Raw genomic sequence first — 17,459 nt, 5'->3', positions numbered from 1 at the left:
ACCCCCGCGCCAATCCGCCGCGGCGGGATTCGATGGTGGTACCGACAGGAGGGCGGTGACGTGAGCAAGCGGCCAGGAACGCAGAACAACGCGGTCCTTTCGCGTCTCCGGCGGCCGGTTAGCCGGCTACGGGACATGCCCATCTGGTCCAAGCTGGGCCTGATCATGATCGTCCCGACCCTGGCCACGATCGTCGTTGGTACCAACGGTCTGTTGGACAACCTCGATACGGCCACGAGCGCCGATCGCACGCGAATTCTTTCCGTACTCGTCAAGGAGTCCGGCGCACTCGTCGACGACCTGCAGAACGAGCGGGCCGCGGCGGTGATGCTGCTCGGCGCCCCGAACACCCCCGCCGCCTCCTACGAGGTGGCCGGCAAGCTGGTCGACGAGGCGAAGCGGCCGTACTCGCAGCAGCGCGGCGCGCTGGTCGACGCCGACGACAGCCTGCGTGACCTGCTGGAGCAGATCGACACCAGCCTCGCCAGCCTGCCGTCCGTGCGCGAGCAGGTGAAGGACAAGAAGATCCGGCAGTCCGACGCCGCGATCCGCTACCAGGTGCTGATCGACAACCTGCTGCAGATCCGCGACCGCGCCGCCCAGATCGCCGGTAGTGGCGACCTCGGTGACGGCCTGCGCGCGGCCAGCGCCATCGCGACGTCGAAGAAGTACCTGTCCGAGGAGCGCGTCATCGTGCACCGGGCGTACATGCTCAACGAGCTGAACGCCGGTCTGCGCCGTGACTTCATCGCCACCCTGACCGGTCAGCAGCAGGCGCAGCAGGCGTTCGAGTCGGTCGCCAGCCCCGCCGACGTCGACCTCTACAAGAGCCAGGTCACCGGCCCGGTGCTCCGGAAGTCGGTCAAGTTCCAGGGCGAGCTCGAGGCGCTCACCAGCGACTCGCTCGGCGCGCTGAACTTCTCCATCGGCGAGTGGGACCAGGCGGTCCGCGACCACGGCGCCCTGCTGCGCAAGGTCGAGCAGCAGCTCGACTCGCAGGTCGAGACCACCGCGAGCGACCTGCGTGACGAGGTCACCCAGCAGGTGCTCGTGCAGACCGGTCTGCTGCTCGGCATGCTGCTGCTGGCGATCCTCTTCGCCTGGCTCGTGGCCCGCTCGATGGCCCGGTCGCTGCGCGAGCTGCGCCACGGCGCGCTCAGCATCGCCCAGTACGGCCTGCCCCAGGCGGTCGCCCGGCTGCGCGATCCGGCGCTGTCCTCGCAGCTGTCGCCGGTGCAGGTGGCCAACCAGATCGCCGAGCCGCTGCCGGTGCGCAGCAAGGACGAGTTCGGCCAGGTGACCGAGGCGTTCAACGCGGTCCACCTGGAGGCCGTCCGCACCGCCGCCGAGCAGGCCGCCCTGCGGTCCTCCGTCGCGACGATGTTCGTCAACCTCGCCCGCCGTTCCCAGATCCTGGTCGACCGCCTCATCGGTCACCTGGACCGGCTGGAGCGCGGCGAGGAGGACCCGGACCGGCTGGCCGAGCTGTTCCAGCTGGACCACCTCGCCACCCGAATGCGGCGTAACGACGAGAACCTCCTGGTGCTCGCCGGTGCCGACTCGACCCGTGTGCAGCGTGAGCCGGCCGCCCTGCTGGACGTGCTCCGCGCCGCCCAGTCCGAGGTCGAGCACTACACCCGCATCGAGTTCGGCGTCATCGACCGTGACATCGAGGTCGCCGCGCACGCGGTCAACGACCTGGTGCACCTCATCGCCGAGCTGTTCGACAACGCCACGGCGTTCTCGCCGCCGGACTCGACCGTCATGGTCGAGGCCCGCCGGGTGGGCGACCGCTCGGTGCTCTACGTCGAGGACCACGGCATCGGCATCTCGCCGGACATGCTCGCCGAGATCAACGAGAAGCTCGCCAGCCCGCCGCAGGTGGACGTGGCGGTCTCCCGGATGATGGGCCTGGTCGTGGTCGCGCGGCTCGCCGCACGCCACGGCGTGAAGGTGGAGCTGCGGCTCTCGGCCGACCGGGGCATCATCGCCGACGTCACCCTGCCCACCGCGGTCCTGGTGCCGCGGGCCCTCGCCGGTGGCCGTGGCGGTGCCGCGCCCCAGTCCCGGGAGCTGCCCGCGACCGCCGTCGCCGGCGTCCGGCAGCAGCAGGCCCCGGCGGCGCCCCCGCAGCGCTCGTCCTCCTTCGCCCCGCTGGCGCTGGAGTCCGGCTCGGGTGCCGGTCTCGGCGGCCGCCCGGTCAACGGCGGCAGTGGCAGCAGCGGCGGCGGGCGTCTGTTCGACGCCCCGCCCGCACCGCCCGCGCCCGAGCTGCCGGTCAACACCCCGCCCTCGCGGGCCGGGATGCCCGCCTGGTCGGACCTGACCGGTGTCAACGGCACCGAGGCGGGCCGGCGCAGCGGCGAGCAGCTGCCGCAGCGGCGCGTCCCGGTCGACGGTGAGATCGAGCGTCCGGAGGGCTTCGGCGGCCCGCAGATCCCGCGGCAGCCGTCGTCCCCGCCGGAGGAGCGCGCCACGCCGTCGTGGAACCAGCAGAGCTGGGCCACGCCGACCGTGCCCGCGCCCGCCAACCCGCCGCAGGCGCCCACCAGCAGCCCGTACGCCAGCCCTGGCATGCCGATCTCGGCCGTGCCGGTGTCGGCGGTGCCCGTGTCCGCCGCGCCCGTCTCGGCGGCGCCGGTGGACGTGCCCGCGTCGGCCGCGCCGCCGGTGTGGCCGCCGGTCACCCGTGACGAGCCGCGGACGCCGGACATGACCGCCGAGATGCCGCGCATCCCGGCCGAGTACCCGGTCGTGGACACGCGCTTCCCGGTCGCCGACGAGACCATGGAGCTGCCGATCTTCCGGGAGCTGGAGTCGGCGTGGTTCTCCACGCGGCGCACGGCTGTCGATGCGGCTGGTCAGGACGAGAAAACTGCCCCTCCCGCGAACGTCCCCCAAGACACTACGATCACCGCACAGTTCCCCGCCGTGGACCGCAACGTCCCCGGGAGCAACGGTGGACCGAAGGTCGGCACAACGACGGGGGCGACCGACTCGTCGGGCAGGGACGTGGACATGGGGAGCACGCAGACGGGTCGTACGCCCGCCGGGTATGAGGTGCCCGCGCCGTACCGGCCCAGCTGGCAGACGGCTGCCGACGACGGCTGGGCCGCGGCCAGCGCCGTCGCCGCGGCCAACAGCGCCCCGGCCGCGTCGGAGTCCACCGCCGCGGGTCTGCCCCGGCGGACGCCGATGGCGCAGCTGGTCCCCGGCGGCGTCGAGAAGGGCACCACCACGGTGCAGCGCCGTACGCCCGAGGGTGTGCGGGGTCTGCTCTCCGCGTACCACCGCGGCGTGCAGCGCGGCCGCACCCAGCACAAGGACGATGATGTGATTCCGGGCTCCACCGAGGCCGGAAGCCAGTCTGGCAAGGAGCAGGAGGCATGACCACTACGCAGGATCTTGGTTGGCTGTTGGCCAACTTCGCCGACCGGGTGCCGGGCGTCGCCCACGCGGTCGCCGTGTCCGCGGACGGCCTACTGCTCGCGTCCTCCCGGGATCTTCCCCGGGACCGGGCCGACCAGCTGGCCGCCATCGCGTCCGGTCTGGTGAGCCTTACGCAAGGCGCAGCCCGCTGTTTCGAGGGCGGTGCGGTGTTGCAGACTGTCGTAGAGATGGACAACGGGTTCCTTTTCCTGATGTCCATCTCGGATGGTTCCTCGTTCGCGGTGCTCGCGTCGCGAAGCTGCGACGTGGGCCAGGTCGGGTACGAGATGGCACTGCTGGTCGACCGGGTGGGCGACGCGCTCACGCCGGCTCCGCGCAGCGCCGCAGGCGTGCTGGGCTGAGGCACAACCGTCCCGGATGGTCCGGGGACGGCACTGGGGAAGGGGGTGAACGGCGACGATGCCCGACAGAGATGAACCTACCGGCGCGTTGGTACGACCGTACGCCGTTACCCGTGGCCGCACCCGGCCGCGATTGGAGATCGCGATAGAGGCACTGGTGGAGACGACCGTACGCGGCCGTTCCGCCAATGCCACGAACCGCGGCGGCCACGGGCGGGAACATCAACACATCGCGTCCCTGTGCGACGGCAAGGTGCAGTCGCTCGCTGAGATCGCGGCACGGATGCGGCTGCCGCTCGGCGTCGCCCGTGTCCTCATCGCGGACATGGCGGCAGACGGCCTGGTCGCGGTATACGAGCCGACGTCGTTTGAAAGCAACGACGCGGTAGGCACTGAACTGCTGGAGAGGGTACTCAGTGGACTTCGGAGGCTCTGACATGTCACACCGCCCGGGTGCGAACCCCGGCGGGCGTGTGACATCGGCGAAGATTGTCATCGCCGGCGGCTTCGGCGTCGGCAAGACGACGCTGGTAGGTTCCGTTTCGGAGATCACGCCGCTGACCACTGAAGCGATTATGACTTCGGCCGGTGTCGGTGTGGATGACACGCGCCAGATTCCCAACAAGACCACCACCACGGTGGCCATGGACTTCGGCCGTATCTCCATCGATCGTGACCTGATCCTGTACCTGTTCGGCACCCCCGGCCAGACCCGGTTCTGGTTCATGTGGGACGAGCTGGTGCGGGGCGCCATCGGTGCGGTCGTCATGGTGGACACGCGCCGGCTGGCGGACTGCTTCGCGGCGATCGACTTCTTCGAACACCGCAAGCTGCCCTACCTGATCGCGATCAACTGCTTCGACGGTCAGCAGTTCCACAACGCGCAGGACGTGCGGGACGCGCTCGCGATCTCGTCGGACGTGCCGGTGGTGAGCTGCGACGCGCGTAACCGCGAGTCGACCAAGCAGGTGCTGATCTCCCTGGTGGAGTACGTGCTCTCGATGCGGCGTACCCGCACCGGCGTCTCCGCCTGACATTCCCTAGACACGGAAAGGCCCGCCGTCCGGACAGGACAGCGGGCCTGACGTGTATCTCCCGGGCTCCCACCACCGAGCGCCCCACCACCGACCCTGACCGCCCCACGAAGATCGCTGTCTGGTGTCACAACCTGGCTCCCACGGCACTTTTCGACACGAGACACCGATCATCAGCGGCTCTGCCAAGAAAATGCGGCCCCCCGGGACACCGGGAGGCCGCGACTGTTCGACGCCGGGGGCGGGTCAGCTGAGGCGGACCCAGGCGCCCTGGCGGACGATGAAGGGGATGAGGGCGTCGGGCTCCAGGCCGCCGTGGGAGATCGGCTGGAAGGCGTACGCTCCGGCGATGCCCTCGATCGGGCCGCCCTCCAGCCGGCCGCGCAGCCGCTGCGGGTCGGTGCTGACCGCACGCCGGGCCGCGGTCGCCAGCAGCGTCAGCGCGTCGGCCGCGTACGGCGCGAAACCGCTGAACGAGCCGTACTGCTGGATGTAGCGGTACACGAACGCGCGGGCGGCGCGTCCGGAGGGCGTGGTGGCCATCGTGGGGGCCCCGGCGAGCACGACGGGGTGCACGATGTAGGCGCCCTCCATCGCCTTGCCGTTGGGCCCGCTGAGGGTCTCGTCGGCGCCCGCGCCGGGGTCGAGGATGAACCGGCCGGTGAAGCCGGCTGCGCGGACCGCGGCGACCGCGGCGGCGCTCAGCGGCGCCTGCGCCCACACGATGACCGCGTCGGGCTCGGCCTCGGCGATGCTGCGTGCGGCGTCGCCGAAGGCCCGGCCGGTCTTGGGCAGGCGCACCGTGGTGACCAGCTCCCGGCCGACGGTGAGCAGGGCGCGGGGCAGCGCCCGGACACCGGCGTCGCCGTGACCGTCCGTCGAGGCGAGCACCGCGACCTTCTGCAGCCCGAGCTTGCGCAGCTCGCGGCCCATGAGGGCGGCGATGTCGGAGGCGTTGGGGCCGAGCTGGTAGACGAACTTGCGCTGCGGCAGGGGCACGATCATGTCGTCGCCGCTGTTGAGGCAGAGCAGCGGGACCTTGCGCTCCTCGGCGACCGCGATCATCGTGCGGGCGGTCTCCACGGTCACGCCGCCGATCAGCGCGCTGACCTTGTCCTGCTCGATGAGGTCCTTGGCCTGCTGCGCCGCGGTGGCGGGGTTGCCGCCGTTGTCCTTGACGACCACGCGGATGTAGAGGCGGCCCTCGCCGAACGGCACGCCGATCGAGTTGATCTCCTCAGCGCCGACCTTCAGTGCCTGCTCCTGCAGCTTGCCGAGGGTGGAGCCGACGCCGGTCAGCTCCAGACTGGCCCCGAGCACGATCTCGCTGGTCGCGCCCGCCTCCGTGGCGTCCGGCTCGGAACAGGCCGCCAGCAGCGCTCCGGCGATCAGACCCAACCCGCCGGTGAGAGCGTTGCGTCGGGTAAGTCCACCTGTGGCGCTGTTCATGACGTGCCTTTCCGCGGTGCAGGGGTGCATGGGCAGTGGCGTGAGCCACTGCCGCACACGTATCGTGCTGGCCCGCCGAGGCGGGGGTCAAGCTCGGGGACTATGGCCAGGAACACACTTACCGCAGCTCAGCGGTAGTTCGCCGCCCGGTAGTTGTAGTCGTCCCGGTCGTCGCGGGTGTCGTGCTCCCGGCTGAAGTCCCAGCCGTTGGCCGACTCGCGGCCCGGCCGCCCGCCGACGGAGAAGCCGCTGCCGCCGATCTCCTGGTTGCCGCGCCGCCAGCCGCGGAAGTAGTTGCTGGTGTGCGCGGCGATGCCGGCGGCGTCGCGGACGATGCGCAGCGGCCGCTCCTCGCGCTCCGGCGTCGAGCCGGGCACCAGGTTGGCCTGCGGGACGCGGCGCGGCAGGCCGGCCGTGGTGTCGTTGCCGACCGAGGGGCGGGAGGCCTGCTCGGCGGCGCGCCAGCCGCTGTCCATGGTCGAGTTCCAGGTGACCTCGTCCTCGTCGGTGCCGGGGCCGCTGAACCACGCGGACGAGACCGAGGCGAAGATCAGCAGGTCGTCGTCCTCGCCCTCGGCCGGGGAGGACGCCCGCTCGGTGCGGCGCGGCTTGGGCCGGGCGCCGGTCAGCGCGCTGTCGTCCACCAGCCGCAGCGGCGGCTCGCCGCCGCGTCCGCCACGGCCGCCGCGGCGCCCGTCGGGCTCGTCGACCAGGCGCAGGCCCGGGGAGTCCGGCAGCACCAGGTCGTCGTCGAGCCACGGCGGGGTGACGCGCTGGTCGCCGCCGCGGGCCGGCTCCTCCGGCTCCGGGTTCAGCGGCCAGTTGGCCCGCGAGCCGGGCGGGGCCACGTTCAGCGGGTCCTCGTCGCGGCGTGACGGCATCCGGGTGATGTCGGTCGGCACGTCGGTGGCGGACGGCGGGTTGTACCCGCGCGGCATCCGCTCGTCGAGATCGTGCTGGCTGTCCTCACGCTGGAACCGGCGTGCCCGCTGCCCCAGCTCACTCGTCAGATCGGCGGCGGGCTGCTGCGGGTGGCCGCCGCGCGGCGCGCGCTCGGCGGGCTCGTCCCGCTGCGCGGGCTGCTGGTAGCCGCCGCGCTGCGAGCGGGCGGGGGCCTCGTCCCGGGGTGCGGGCGACGACTGGAAACCGCGCGCCGCACGCTCTGCCATCTCGCTGGCGAGATCCGCGGCCGACTGGTAACCGCGAGGTGCGGGCTCGTCCTGGAAACCACGGGCCACGGGCTCGTCCCGGTAGCCGCGGCCGGCGGGCTCGTCCTGGAAACCACGCGGCGCGGGCTCGTCCTGGTAACCGCGCGGCGCGGGCTCGTCCTGGTAACCGCGGCTCGCGGGCTCGTCCGCCTGCTCGGGCGCGGCCGGGGCCGGGTTGAACCCGCGGGCGGCGCGCTCGCTGTTGATGGCCGCGTTGGTCAGCTTCGGCACGAACGGCTGGTTCTCGTCCACCGGCGAGCGCGTGCTGCGCTGCGCGGGGATCGGCGCCTGCCGCGGCGGGATCGGGGTGGGCAGCTGCCGGGTGGCCGCGGGAGCCGCCGGTTGCGCCGCTGCGGGGCCGGCGACCAGTGGGGTACCCGTGATGGGGGTCGGCTCGAAGCCGGGCGGCACGGGCGGCATGGCGGGCGCCCACGCGGGTCGCTCGACCGGCGGCGGGGCGGAGGGCGCCGCGACGACCGGCTCGGGGGCGACCGGCGGGGTGTGCACGGGGCGCGGCTGCGCCGGAGCGGCGCTCACCGGCGTCGGCTGGCGGCGGCGGCCGCCGGTCGCGGCCGGGGCGGCGGGCGGCGCGGAGGTCACAGGCACGCCGGTGCGGCGGGTGGCGGCCTGGGCCGGGGCGGGAGCCGCCGCGGGCAGCGGAGCCATGCGCTCGGCCAGGGTGTCGATCAGGGCGCCACCGGCGGCGTCCACCGAACGCACCGCGGCCACGCTGTAGCGGACCGAGTCGGCCACCGCGGCGGTCAGCTGCTTGCCGATGCCGTTGCGGCGGGGCGTCTCGGCGATCGCGACGCGCAGCGCGGTGACCGCCTCCAGGGCGGTGGCGCTGTCGCAGATGCCGTCGGCCACCAGCCGGGCCGCGACGGCCTCGGCGGTCGCGCCGTTGTCCCGGCCCCGGGAGCCGGCCTGGCCGGCCAGCATGCCCGGCTCGGGCAGCGCCTCCAGCACGGCCAGCGCCACCGGCGCGGCGGGATCGGGGTACGCGCGCAGCGCGGCGGGGTAGAGCTCGCGCAGCACCTCGCGCAGGGCGACGGCGGCGGCGTGCCGGCCGACGGCCAGCGCCGCGTGCGCGGCCAGCACGGGCTTGAACGCCACGAACTCACGCGGGGCGGGGCCGACCACGGCGGAGAGGGCACCGGCCTGCAGGGCGCGGGCCAGGCCCACGGCCCGGCGCTCGTCGGGGGTGGAGTCGACCTCGTCCATGGACTCGTCGTCGGCGAACCGGTCGGCGAAGTCGTCGGCGGTCTCGTCGTCGGTGTACGCGATCGCGCGGCCGCCGGCGGCGAGCAGCGAGATGACCTGGTGGTCATCGCTGTCCGCGGCCACCGTGACCATCGTCGAGCCGCCGAACCGTTCCGCCAGCAGCGACGTCACCAGCGCGTATCCCGCGGGGTCGTCGTTGATGACGCAGAACTCCAGCAGCCGGCCGGAGTCGTCGACGACGGCGACGGTCAGCCGGTTCACGGCCGCCGCGAGCGTGTCTCCCACCTCGACTGCCGGAGCCGTCGACGTCATACCGCAGTACACCCGCACGAGCGCCACGGACTCGTCCTCCTCCCGGACTCCTCGTGTGCCAAAGACTGATGTTGCCCGGTGAGGGTCAGTCGCGCCAGTCCACAGCGGCAGAGATCTTGCCAATAATCGAGCGCCAGCCGATGGATGCCTGCTCTGCCCCGATTTTGCGCAGCTTCCTCTTGGCGAAGAAGCCGCCCAGACCACCGTCGGCCGAAGCGCGCAGCGCCTCGTCCAGGTCGTCGAGGGGGGAACCCGGGGAGAGCGCCACCATGACCGGCTTAAGGCGAAGAGCGTAGCTCACGTCACGGGCGAACTCACCGGCGCGCAGCACCAGCTCGGGGTCCCACGCGTCCGGGCCGCCGCGGAGGTTCTCCACGACCAGGTCCAGTTCGTACGCGTCGTCCTCGCCGGCGACCACGTCGTCGGCCTTGACCGACTTCGCCAGTTTCGACCAGCCTTCGAGCTGCTTGAGGTCGTGCGGGGCGCTGGAGCGGACGAAGTCGGCCAGGCCCTTCGCGCTCGCGAACAGCAACAACTTGCCCTTGTGCGACAGGAACGCCGGGACCTCCTCGTCGGAGACGGCGGCCTCGTCATCGTCGTCGTCCGCGGCCTCCTCGGCCTCGACCCTGCGCTCGGCGACCTCGTCCTCGGCCGGGCCGGCGGCGACCTCGTCGAGGGCCTCCTTGGTCCAGACGAACTCCGGCATCTCCTCGTCGTCGGCCAGACCGGGGATGGGGCGGCGCGAGTCCTTGGCGGCGAAGACGTCGTCGTCGTCCTCACGGTCGGAGACGTCGGTCGGGGTCAGCTCGCTCGCTGGGCGGTAGGCCCGCAGCGTCAGCCCGACCTTGCCGCCGGGCAGGGCTACCTCGACCGGCGTGACCTGGTAATCGTCCCAGAGCGTGCTTGCCACAGCTGACCTCCGCCAAAAGGCTGCCGACCTCTGCCGGGTCGGTGACTCTCCGCACACCCTAGTGGTTCGTGTCAGCCGCCGTGCGCCCGCACCCAGCCTTGCGTTCCCCGCTCCTTCACGCTGCCGCCGTCCAGCACCAGGACCTCGTCGAACGCGTCGAGACCGGTGAGCCGGTGGGTCACCAGCACCGTCGCGCGGTCGCCGCGGTGGGCGAGCACGGCTGCGAGCACCTCGTCGGCCTGCCCGGGGTCGAGGCCCTCGGTCGGCTCGTCGAGCAGCAGCAGCTCGGGATCGGCCAGCACCGCGCGGGCCAGCGCGAGCCGCTGCCGCTGCCCGCCGGAGAGCGCGGCCCCGTCCTCGCCCACCCGTACGTCGAGCCCGTGCTCGCCGACCCAGTCGCCCAGCCCCGCCGTGCGGCACGCGGCCACCAGCTCGGCGTCGTCCGCCTCCGGACGGGCCAGCAGCAGGTTGTCGCGCACCGAGGCGTGGAACAGGTGGGCGTCGGCCAGCAGGCCGGTCACCGCGGCAGGCCAGCGCTCGCGGTCGTACGCGCCGATCGGGGTCGCCTCCGGGCGCGGGCCCGGCGCTGCGGCGACCACCTCGGCGCTGCCCATGTCGGGGACGACCACGCCGGTCAGCAGTGCGAGCAGTGTGCTCTTGCCCGCGCCGGACGGGCCGACGATCGCGACCCGCTTTCCGGGCGGCAGGTCGAGGTCGACCCCGTGCAGTGCGGGCGGTCCGTCGGCCCGGTAGCGGACCCCGGCCCCGCGCAGCCGCAGATGTACCGGTCCATGGGGCACGGGCAGCCCGCGCAGGGAATCCGCCGTGCCGGCAGCGGGCGTTCCTGCGGCGCGTGCCGCGGTCGTGCCTGCGGCATCGGGCCGGTCGGCGGTGGCCGGTGCGGGGTGGTCGAGCAGCTCGGCCACGCGGTCGAGGCTGCCGCGGATCTCGGCGCCCTTGCGGGCGGCGGCCAGCAGGGACTGCGCGATCTCCCCGGCGGCCAGGGTGGCCACGGCGAGCACGGCGAGCCAGACCCCGGGCAGGCCGCGGTGCAGCGCCGTGGCGAGCACGGCCATCGCGGTGACGCCGCCCAGCATCGTCGCGGCGGCGTCCACCGCGAACGAGCGCCGGGCCAGCGAGCGTTCCACCCGGGCCAGCTCGGCGGCGTGCGCCGCGCCCCGGGCCTCGTACTCCGTGCGAGCACCGAACGCGGCCAGGTCCGCCGCGCCGTGCACCAGGTCCACGGTGTCCACGGCGTACGCCGCGCGCAGCGGCGCGAGCCGGGCGCCGCCGTGCCGGGCCAGCCTTGCCGCGAGCAGGGGCAGCGCCACGCCGGTCGCCGCCAGGCCCGCCAGCAGCACCAGCGCGACCAGCGGATCGGCGGCGAACGCGGTCACCACGGCCGCGAGCGCGACCGTCCCGGCCGCCGCCATCGGCAGCAGCACCCGGATCAGCAGGTCCTGCACCGCGTCCACGTCCGACACCATGCGGCTGAGCGCGTCGCCGCGCCGGGCCGGGGGCCGGTCGACCAGCGCGGCGAAGATCCGGGCGCGCACGTCGGACACCATGCGCAGCACCGCGTCGTGGCTCGCCAGCCGCTCGACGTAGCGCAGCACGCCGCGCCCGATGGCCAGCGCCCGCACCAGCACGATCGCCACCGACAGCGCGATCAGCGGCGGCTGCCCCGCCGCCGTGGCCAGCAGCCACGTCGCCGCCGCCATCAGCCCCAGCCCCGCCGCCTCGGTCCCGGCCGCGAGCACCCCCGCCCCGACGAACCGCCACCGCAACGGGTACGCGAACTCCAGCACCCGCCACACAGACCCTGCCCGCCCCCTCATACCGCCACCCCGCCGCCCACGGCGGACGCCGCGCGGTTTCGGGGAAAGTGCGGGAAAGGACGCTCGGGAAGCTGCAGTTTCCCCGAAACCGCGGCCCAGGCGCGAGCGCGACGGCGGCTCATACGGTCACCAGCTCGTGGAGGGTGCCGTGCTCGATGCGCACGACGCGGGTCGCCGCGGCGAGCAGGGCGGGGCGGTGGGCGACGAGCAGGGCGGTGCGGCCCTGCACCAGGGTCAGGGTGGCGTCGACGACGGCCTGCTCGCTGGCGGCGTCCAGCCGTGCGGTCGGCTCGTCGAGCAGCAGCATCGGCGCGTCGCGCAGGAACGCGCGGGCCAGCGCGAGCCGCTGGCGCTCGCCGCTGGACAGGCCGTGCCCGCGCTCGCCCAGCAGCGTGTCCAGGCCCTGCGGGAGCGCGTCGAGCACCGGCCCGAACGCCGCGGCGCGGGCCGCCCGCTCGATCCGCTCGCGGGACGCGTCCGGGTCGCCGAGGGCGATGTTCGCGGCGACCGTGTCGGCGAACAGGTGCGCCCGTTGCGGCACCCAGCCCAGCCGGCGGCGCCACGCGTCGAGGTCCAGCTCGGCCAGGTCGGCACCATCCACGAGCACCCGCCCGGCGTCCGGCACGGTGAAGCCGAGCAGCAGGTTCAGCAGGGTGCTCTTGCCGCCGCCGCTGGGCCCGACCAGCGCGAGGCGCTCGCCGGGCCGGATGACCAGGTCGGCGTCGCGCAGCGCGGTGGTGCGGTCGTAGGTCACGGTGACCCCGCGCAGCTCGATCTGGCTCTCGCGGGGCGCGGTGCGGGCGCCGCCGGCGGGAGCGCCCTGCGCCGCCGCCAGCAGGGTGAACGCCTGGTCGAGTGCGGTCAGGCCCTCCATGCTGGCGTGGAACTTCGTGCCCGCGGCGCGCAGCGGGGCGTACGCCTCCGGGGTCAGCAGCAGCACCGTGAACGCGGCCGCCAGCGTCATCCCGCCGCCCAGCAGGCGCAGGCCCACCGGCACCGCGACCAGCGCGACCGAGATGGTGCCGACCAGCTCCAGCACCAGCGCGGACAGGAACGCGATGCGCAGCGTGCGCATGGTGGCGACGCGGTGCCGGTCGGCCATCTCGCGGACCGCGGCCACCTGGGCGCGGGCCCGACCGAACGCCTTCAGCGTGGGCAGGCCGGCCACCATGTCCAGGAAGTGGCCGCCGAGCAGCTGCAGCCGGTGCCACTGCCGCTCGGTGGCGGTGCGGGTCTGCCAGCCGACCAGGATGCCGAAGACCGGGATGAGCGGCAGGGTGACCAGCACGATCACCGCCGAGGTGAGGTCGGCGAAGGCCAGCGCGGCCAGTACGCCGACCGGGACGGTCACGCCGAGCACCAGCTGCGGCAGGTAGCCGGTGAAGTAGCCGTCCAGCGCGTCGAGCCCGCGCCCGGTGAGCGTGGCCAGCTCACCGGCCCGCTGCCCGGCCAGCCAGCCCGGCCCGCGCCGCCCCACGGCGGCCAGCAGGTCGGCCCGCAGCCCGGCCTTCACCGTGGCCGCCATCCGCGCCGACACCACCCCGAGCCCGCTGGTGAGCGCGGCACGGGCGGCCAGCGCGGCCAGGAACAGGGTCACCGCTGGCGCGTCCAGCCGCAGCTCGACCGCGGCGGACAGCGCACGGGCGAGCGCGACCGCCGCGGTGACCACGGCGATCGCGACGGCCGACCCGAGCAGCCCGAGCAGGACCACGTCCCGGCGGGTGGACGGGACCTGCCGGAGCAGACGGGGATCGAACGGACGCGCCACGACCTCCATCGTGCCCGATGACGTGGGTCACTGCCCGGCAGGCCCGCTCACCGTGATGCTCTCGGCGAACCGGACCAGATCCTCCCGGCTCAGGTCACCCCGGCTCTGTTCGATCAGCAGCACCCGTTTCCCGTCCAGCAGCACCCGCAGCGCGGTGGGTCGCTCGCCCGCCACCGGCTCCAGCACGGCGAGCTGCCCCCGGACGCTGAACGAGCTGGTCACGGGCACCAGGCTGGTGTCCGAGCCGACGCTCACGCAGATGCCCTCCGGGTTCTCGTGGGTCAGCCGCGGCTCGGCGCTGAGGCAGACGTGCTCCCGGTCCATGCTGCTCACCTCATAGCCCTCGGGGATGAGGCCGTAGCCGATGGCCGGGGTGGCGGTCATCCGACCCGGCCTCAGCTCGCGGGCGAACCGCTGGACCTCCGCCAGGGTGAGCAGGCCGCCGAAGCTCTGCACGGTCACCCATCGGCCGTCGCGTTGCCAGGTCAGCCCGATCTGCGCCTTGCCGTTCTCGTCGGTGCCGGTGCGCAGGGTGGCGGGAACCCCGTCGACCTGCACGGACCGGGTCAGCGCCGCCTCCCAGTCCCAGTCGTAGGGGGTCGGCCCGGCGTACACGAGCAGCTTCGCGGGATTGCCCGCGCTCTCCAGGCCGGTCATGTCCAGCGCCGAGACGACGGTCAGCTTCCCGGCCTTCGCGGGCACGTAGCCCGGCTGGTACGGGAACTCCGGCAGCGCCCACGCGGCGGGCCGGGGCACCAGCGCCACCGTGCCGGACGGCGACGGGTTCAGGGTCGGCGGCACCGGGCCGGCCGAGCCGGGCACGCCGCTCGGGCTCGGCGTCAGCACCGGCGGTGGCTGCGGGGCGCGCCACACCGGCAGCAGCACCAGCACCGTGGTGATCACGGCGGCCGCCGCCGCGGCCAGCGTGGTGCGCCGGCGCCGCTGGACACCCGTCGCCCGGCGGCGCACGTCGTCCAGCGTGACCGGCGGGAAGGCGCGCTCGGCGGCAGGCGCGGGCACCGGCTCGCCGAGCCTGCTCCGCAGCGCGCCCAGGCCCCGGTGCGCGTGCACCCGAACCGTCGCGGGCGAGCAGTCCAGCAGCTCGGCGATGCGCTCGTCGTCCAGGTCCTCGAAGTAGCGCAGCACCAGCACCGTGCGCTGGCGGCGGGGCAGCCCGCCGAGCAGCGCCCACAGCTCGTCCCGCACCGCGTGCCGCTGTACGAAGTCCTCGTCGCCCGCGCCGTCCGGGGTGGACCAGTGCGGCCGCTCGCGATGCGACAGCCGCCGCCACCAGGACGAGTTCGCCCAGACCAGGGCCCGGCGCAGGTAGAGGTCGGGGTTGTCGGCCTCGATCCGGTCCCAGCGGTGGTACGCCCGCGCCAGCACCTCCTGCACGAGGTCCTCGGCGAGGTGCCGGTCGCGGCAGAGCAGGTACGCGAAGCCCACCAGCGACCCGGAACGGGCGCGTACGTACTGGTCGAAATCCGGGTGCACAACCACTCCTCGGCGCGGGACGGACATCGTCTCGCGGGAAGGACGCCGCTGCGAGCCCCGTGTGTTTACCGCCGCGTCGATGATCTCCGCGACCGCCGCTACCGCAGCCGGGCCAGCAGCTCGTCCCGGATGGCCGGGCGGTTGCCGAAGACCAGCAGGAACGCCGCCTCCCGCAGCAGCCGCTGGGCGTGCTCGCCGCGCAGCACCGCCCGCGCGCCGGTCCGCACGGCCAGCGTCGCGGTCGCCCGCAGCGCCAGGTCCGACGCGGCGGCGCGGGCCGCGGGAGTCGCCGCCGGGTCCGCCGCCAGCAGGCTCGCCCGGGTGGCGGCCAGCTCGGCGTCCAGCGGGCTCGGCCCGATCAGGCGGCAGCATCGCGCCGCCGTGCCGAGGGCGAGGAAGCCGTTGAGCGCCGAGCCGCTCGCGTCCGATGACGACCAGGCCGCGTACGGACGCACGTCGGCGAGCCGGTCGGCGGGCACGAAGTGGCTCTCGAATCGCACGTTGACGGTCCGGCTCGCCTGCACCGCGACCAGTTCCAGCGGGGTGACGCCCAGGGTCGGCCCGGCGATCGCGTCCACCAGCAGGAAGTGCACGTCGTCGTGCTCGTCGCGGGCGGCGGTGTACAACACGTCGATCATGTCCCAGCCGGTCACCCAGGGTGCCTCGCCGTCGAGGAGGAAGCCGCCGCCGACCGCGCGCACCCGCATCGGGGCGGTGCGGCTGCGCAGCCCGGCCAGCGCGATCCCGGCCCGCCGCTCGCCCGTGGACAGCGCGCCCAGCCAGGCGTCGCGGATTCCGGGCTGCTCGCTGTACGCGGCGGCCGACACCGGCCCATGGTGTTGGAGCCAGACGAACGCCGTGGTCAGGCAGCCGCTCGCCAGGCTCTCCACCAGCGACGCGAGCAGCGGGAAGTCCCTGCCGTCCCCGTCCTCCGGCACGGCCGCGCCGTAGAGACCCTCCGCGGCGAGCAGGTCCAGGTGGGACGCGGGCACCCGGTCGGCGGCATCCACCGCGAGCGCGGCCGGGAACAGCACCTCTTCGGCGATCTCGGCGGCGCGCAGCCGCAGTCTGCTCGCGTCGACCATGTCCCGATCCTAGGCGCGGCGAGATCTTGTGCGTTTCGTGTCGCTTCAGCAGCACGAAGTGCACAAGATCTGCCGCGTGGCTCGGTCAGGGGTTGCGGGGGCGGATGGCGTCGGTGGGGTCGGGGTCGATGAGCAGGCCGACCTGCGTACCGATGAAGTGGTAGCTGACCTGCCGCAGCGGCCAGAGCACCCACGGGCGGTCGGCGGCGGTGACGTCCCGGCCGTTGTCGTGCGCGCCCGCGCTGACCAGCACCCACGGTCCGGTCGTGGAGAAGATCGCGACCGCGCCGCCTGGTGCGCCGACCGGGGCGAGCCCGGCGGGCAGCCCGGCGCGGGCCTCGTCGGCGGTCTCGTCGTCGCGGTAGAGCACGGCCCGGAACACGGCGACCGCGTCACTGTCGTCGGTCATGTACGACGCCCGCACCGTCACGATGCAGCCGTGCCGGTCCAGCAGCGTGTCGTCGGGCAGCACACTGGCGCAGCCGCGCTCGTCGCCCAGCTCGGTGCGGGTCAGCGTGTCGCCGTTCATCGTCAGCACGGCGGGGAAGATCTCGGCGGCGCGGGTGTACGTCGGCTCGGCGGCGTCGATCGCGAGCGGCAGCGCGCCCACGATGATCGCGGTGATGCCGGCGACCGCCACGGTGTTGTAGTGCCGGTCGACCGCCGGGACGGCGCGGCCCACGAAGACCAGGAGGAACAGGAACGCCAGTGCGGCGCCCGCGCCGCCGAGGGCCCACAGGATCCCGCTGCCGAGCTGGGCGCTGCCGGGTCCGGTCAGGATGTCGGACAGGTCCTTGCCGCGGCCGGGGATGACCAGGCTGGCGACCAGCCAGGTCAGCGCGGCGAAGCCGATCATCACGCGGCGGGCGGTCCGCCCGGCCCGCTGCCAGCTCACGCCGATGAGGAGCATCGCGGCGGCCGGGGCGGCGACGACCAGCCAGCCGGCGGTGGTCATACCCGCGGCGGAGCAGGCGGTGACGTCGCAGGCGAAGCCGATGAGCAGGCCGCGCAGGGTCGGTGCGATCAGGAGCCAGCCCACGAACAGGGCGATGACGCCGATGACCGACAGCCCGCCGAACAGCGGCGACCACCGGGAGGCGGGCTTGCCCGCGCGGTCTCGCCGACCCGAACCGGGCTTGCTCGCGGGGCTGGCCGGACCTGACCCGGTCGCGCCCGCAGCGGTGTCCGGGCCTGACGCGGGCGTGCCGTCCGCCGGCGAGGCGTGCGCCGCGGCTCTTGCCGCGTTCCTGGCCGCGGCCTTGGCGGCGCGGCGGTCGGCCTTGCTGACGAACTCGATCGGGCCGGTGTCACGGGAGGGGCTGCTCACGACCGGTCACCCTAGCGGAGCC

General features: G+C 74.0%; 12 protein-coding genes. 4 read left to right on the top strand and 8 right to left on the bottom strand.

Annotation, left to right across the window (positions count from 1 at the left end):
• Positions 1 to 60: 60 nt before the first annotated feature.
• The 4 genes from Cba03nite_RS07040 to Cba03nite_RS07025 are packed head-to-tail and all read left to right on the top strand — an operon-like array spanning position 61 to position 4,825.
• Positions 61 to 3,390: a sensor histidine kinase gene (locus Cba03nite_RS07040; RefSeq protein ID WP_203743192.1), complete on the top strand. Its 3,330-nt coding sequence runs from the start codon at positions 61 to 63 to the stop codon at positions 3,388 to 3,390.
• Entirely contained in the window at positions 3,387 to 3,791 is a 405-nt protein-coding gene (locus Cba03nite_RS07035; RefSeq protein ID WP_203743190.1) for a roadblock/LC7 domain-containing protein, read from the top strand. Before Cba03nite_RS07040 ends, Cba03nite_RS07035 begins: the two co-directional genes overlap by 4 nt.
• Positions 3,792 to 3,849: 58 nt before the next feature.
• Complete coding sequence (locus tag Cba03nite_RS07030) at positions 3,850 to 4,227, top strand: DUF742 domain-containing protein (RefSeq protein WP_203743188.1); 378 nt, start codon at positions 3,850 to 3,852, stop codon at positions 4,225 to 4,227.
• Between the two features lies 1 nt (position 4,228).
• Positions 4,229 to 4,825 carry a GTP-binding protein gene (locus Cba03nite_RS07025; RefSeq protein WP_203743186.1) on the top strand — a complete coding sequence of 199 codons (597 nt, stop codon included), beginning with the start codon at positions 4,229 to 4,231 and terminating at the stop codon, positions 4,823 to 4,825.
• Positions 4,826 to 5,071: 246 nt separating this feature from the next.
• On the opposite strand, the gene Cba03nite_RS07020 is transcribed toward Cba03nite_RS07025, so the two are convergent.
• The 8 genes from Cba03nite_RS07020 to Cba03nite_RS06985 form a co-directional block, all read right to left on the bottom strand.
• Positions 5,072 to 6,223 carry an ABC transporter substrate-binding protein gene (locus Cba03nite_RS07020; protein ID WP_203743184.1) on the bottom strand — a complete coding sequence of 384 codons (1,152 nt, stop codon included), beginning with the start codon at positions 6,221 to 6,223 and terminating at the stop codon, positions 5,072 to 5,074.
• A gap of 179 nt (positions 6,224 to 6,402) precedes the next feature.
• Entirely contained in the window at positions 6,403 to 9,042 is a 2,640-nt protein-coding gene (locus Cba03nite_RS07015; RefSeq protein ID WP_203743182.1) for a transposase, read from the bottom strand.
• A 58-nt stretch (positions 9,043 to 9,100) separates the two neighbouring features.
• Positions 9,101 to 9,925 (bottom strand): SatS C-terminal domain-containing protein, encoded by an 825-nt coding sequence (locus tag Cba03nite_RS07010; RefSeq protein WP_203743180.1) that lies wholly within the window; start codon positions 9,923 to 9,925, stop codon positions 9,101 to 9,103.
• A 71-nt stretch (positions 9,926 to 9,996) separates the two neighbouring features.
• Positions 9,997 to 11,763, bottom strand: coding sequence for a thiol reductant ABC exporter subunit CydC (cydC, locus tag Cba03nite_RS07005; protein ID WP_203743177.1), 1,767 nt, complete (start codon positions 11,761 to 11,763; stop codon positions 9,997 to 9,999).
• Between the two features lie 118 nt (positions 11,764 to 11,881).
• A complete protein-coding gene (gene cydD / locus Cba03nite_RS07000; RefSeq protein ID WP_203743175.1) occupies positions 11,882 to 13,540 on the bottom strand; it encodes a thiol reductant ABC exporter subunit CydD in 1,659 nt (552 codons plus the stop codon).
• An 18-nt stretch (positions 13,541 to 13,558) separates the two neighbouring features.
• Positions 13,559 to 15,025: a SigE family RNA polymerase sigma factor gene (locus Cba03nite_RS40485; protein WP_308442747.1), complete on the bottom strand. Its 1,467-nt coding sequence runs from the start codon at positions 15,023 to 15,025 to the stop codon at positions 13,559 to 13,561.
• A 98-nt stretch (positions 15,026 to 15,123) separates the two neighbouring features.
• Positions 15,124 to 16,110, bottom strand: a complete 987-nt coding sequence (locus tag Cba03nite_RS06990) for an acyl-CoA dehydrogenase family protein (RefSeq protein ID WP_203743173.1) — start codon at positions 16,108 to 16,110, stop codon at positions 15,124 to 15,126.
• Positions 16,111 to 16,195: 85 nt separating this feature from the next.
• On the bottom strand, positions 16,196 to 17,437 hold the full coding sequence (locus Cba03nite_RS06985; RefSeq protein WP_203743170.1) for a hypothetical protein: 1,242 nt from the start codon (positions 17,435 to 17,437) through the stop codon (positions 16,196 to 16,198).
• Between the last annotated feature and the right edge of the window lie 22 nt (positions 17,438 to 17,459).

Source organism: Catellatospora bangladeshensis (assembly GCF_016862575.1).
Lineage (GTDB): Bacteria > Actinomycetota > Actinomycetes > Mycobacteriales > Micromonosporaceae > Catellatospora > Catellatospora bangladeshensis.
The sequence above is the reverse complement of the archived record's forward strand: the minus strand, read 5'-3'. Positions and strand labels throughout refer to the sequence as shown.

Bases quoted from the DNA above. Each gene is read 5' to 3' on its own strand.
- Cba03nite_RS07035 (WP_203743190.1), top strand. From the start codon at position 3,387: ATGACCACTACGCAGGATCTTGGTTGGCTGTTGGCCAACTTCGCCGAC.
- Cba03nite_RS07030 (WP_203743188.1), top strand. From the start codon at position 3,850: ATGCCCGACAGAGATGAACCTACCGGCGCGTTGGTACGACCGTACGCC.
- Cba03nite_RS07025 (WP_203743186.1), top strand. From the start codon at position 4,229: ATGTCACACCGCCCGGGTGCGAACCCCGGCGGGCGTGTGACATCGGCG.
- cydC (WP_203743177.1), bottom strand. From the start codon at position 11,763: ATGAGGGGGCGGGCAGGGTCTGTGTGGCGGGTGCTGGAGTTCGCGTAC.
- cydD (WP_203743175.1), bottom strand. From the start codon at position 13,540: ATGGAGGTCGTGGCGCGTCCGTTCGATCCCCGTCTGCTCCGGCAGGTC.
- Cba03nite_RS06990 (WP_203743173.1), bottom strand. From the start codon at position 16,110: ATGGTCGACGCGAGCAGACTGCGGCTGCGCGCCGCCGAGATCGCCGAA.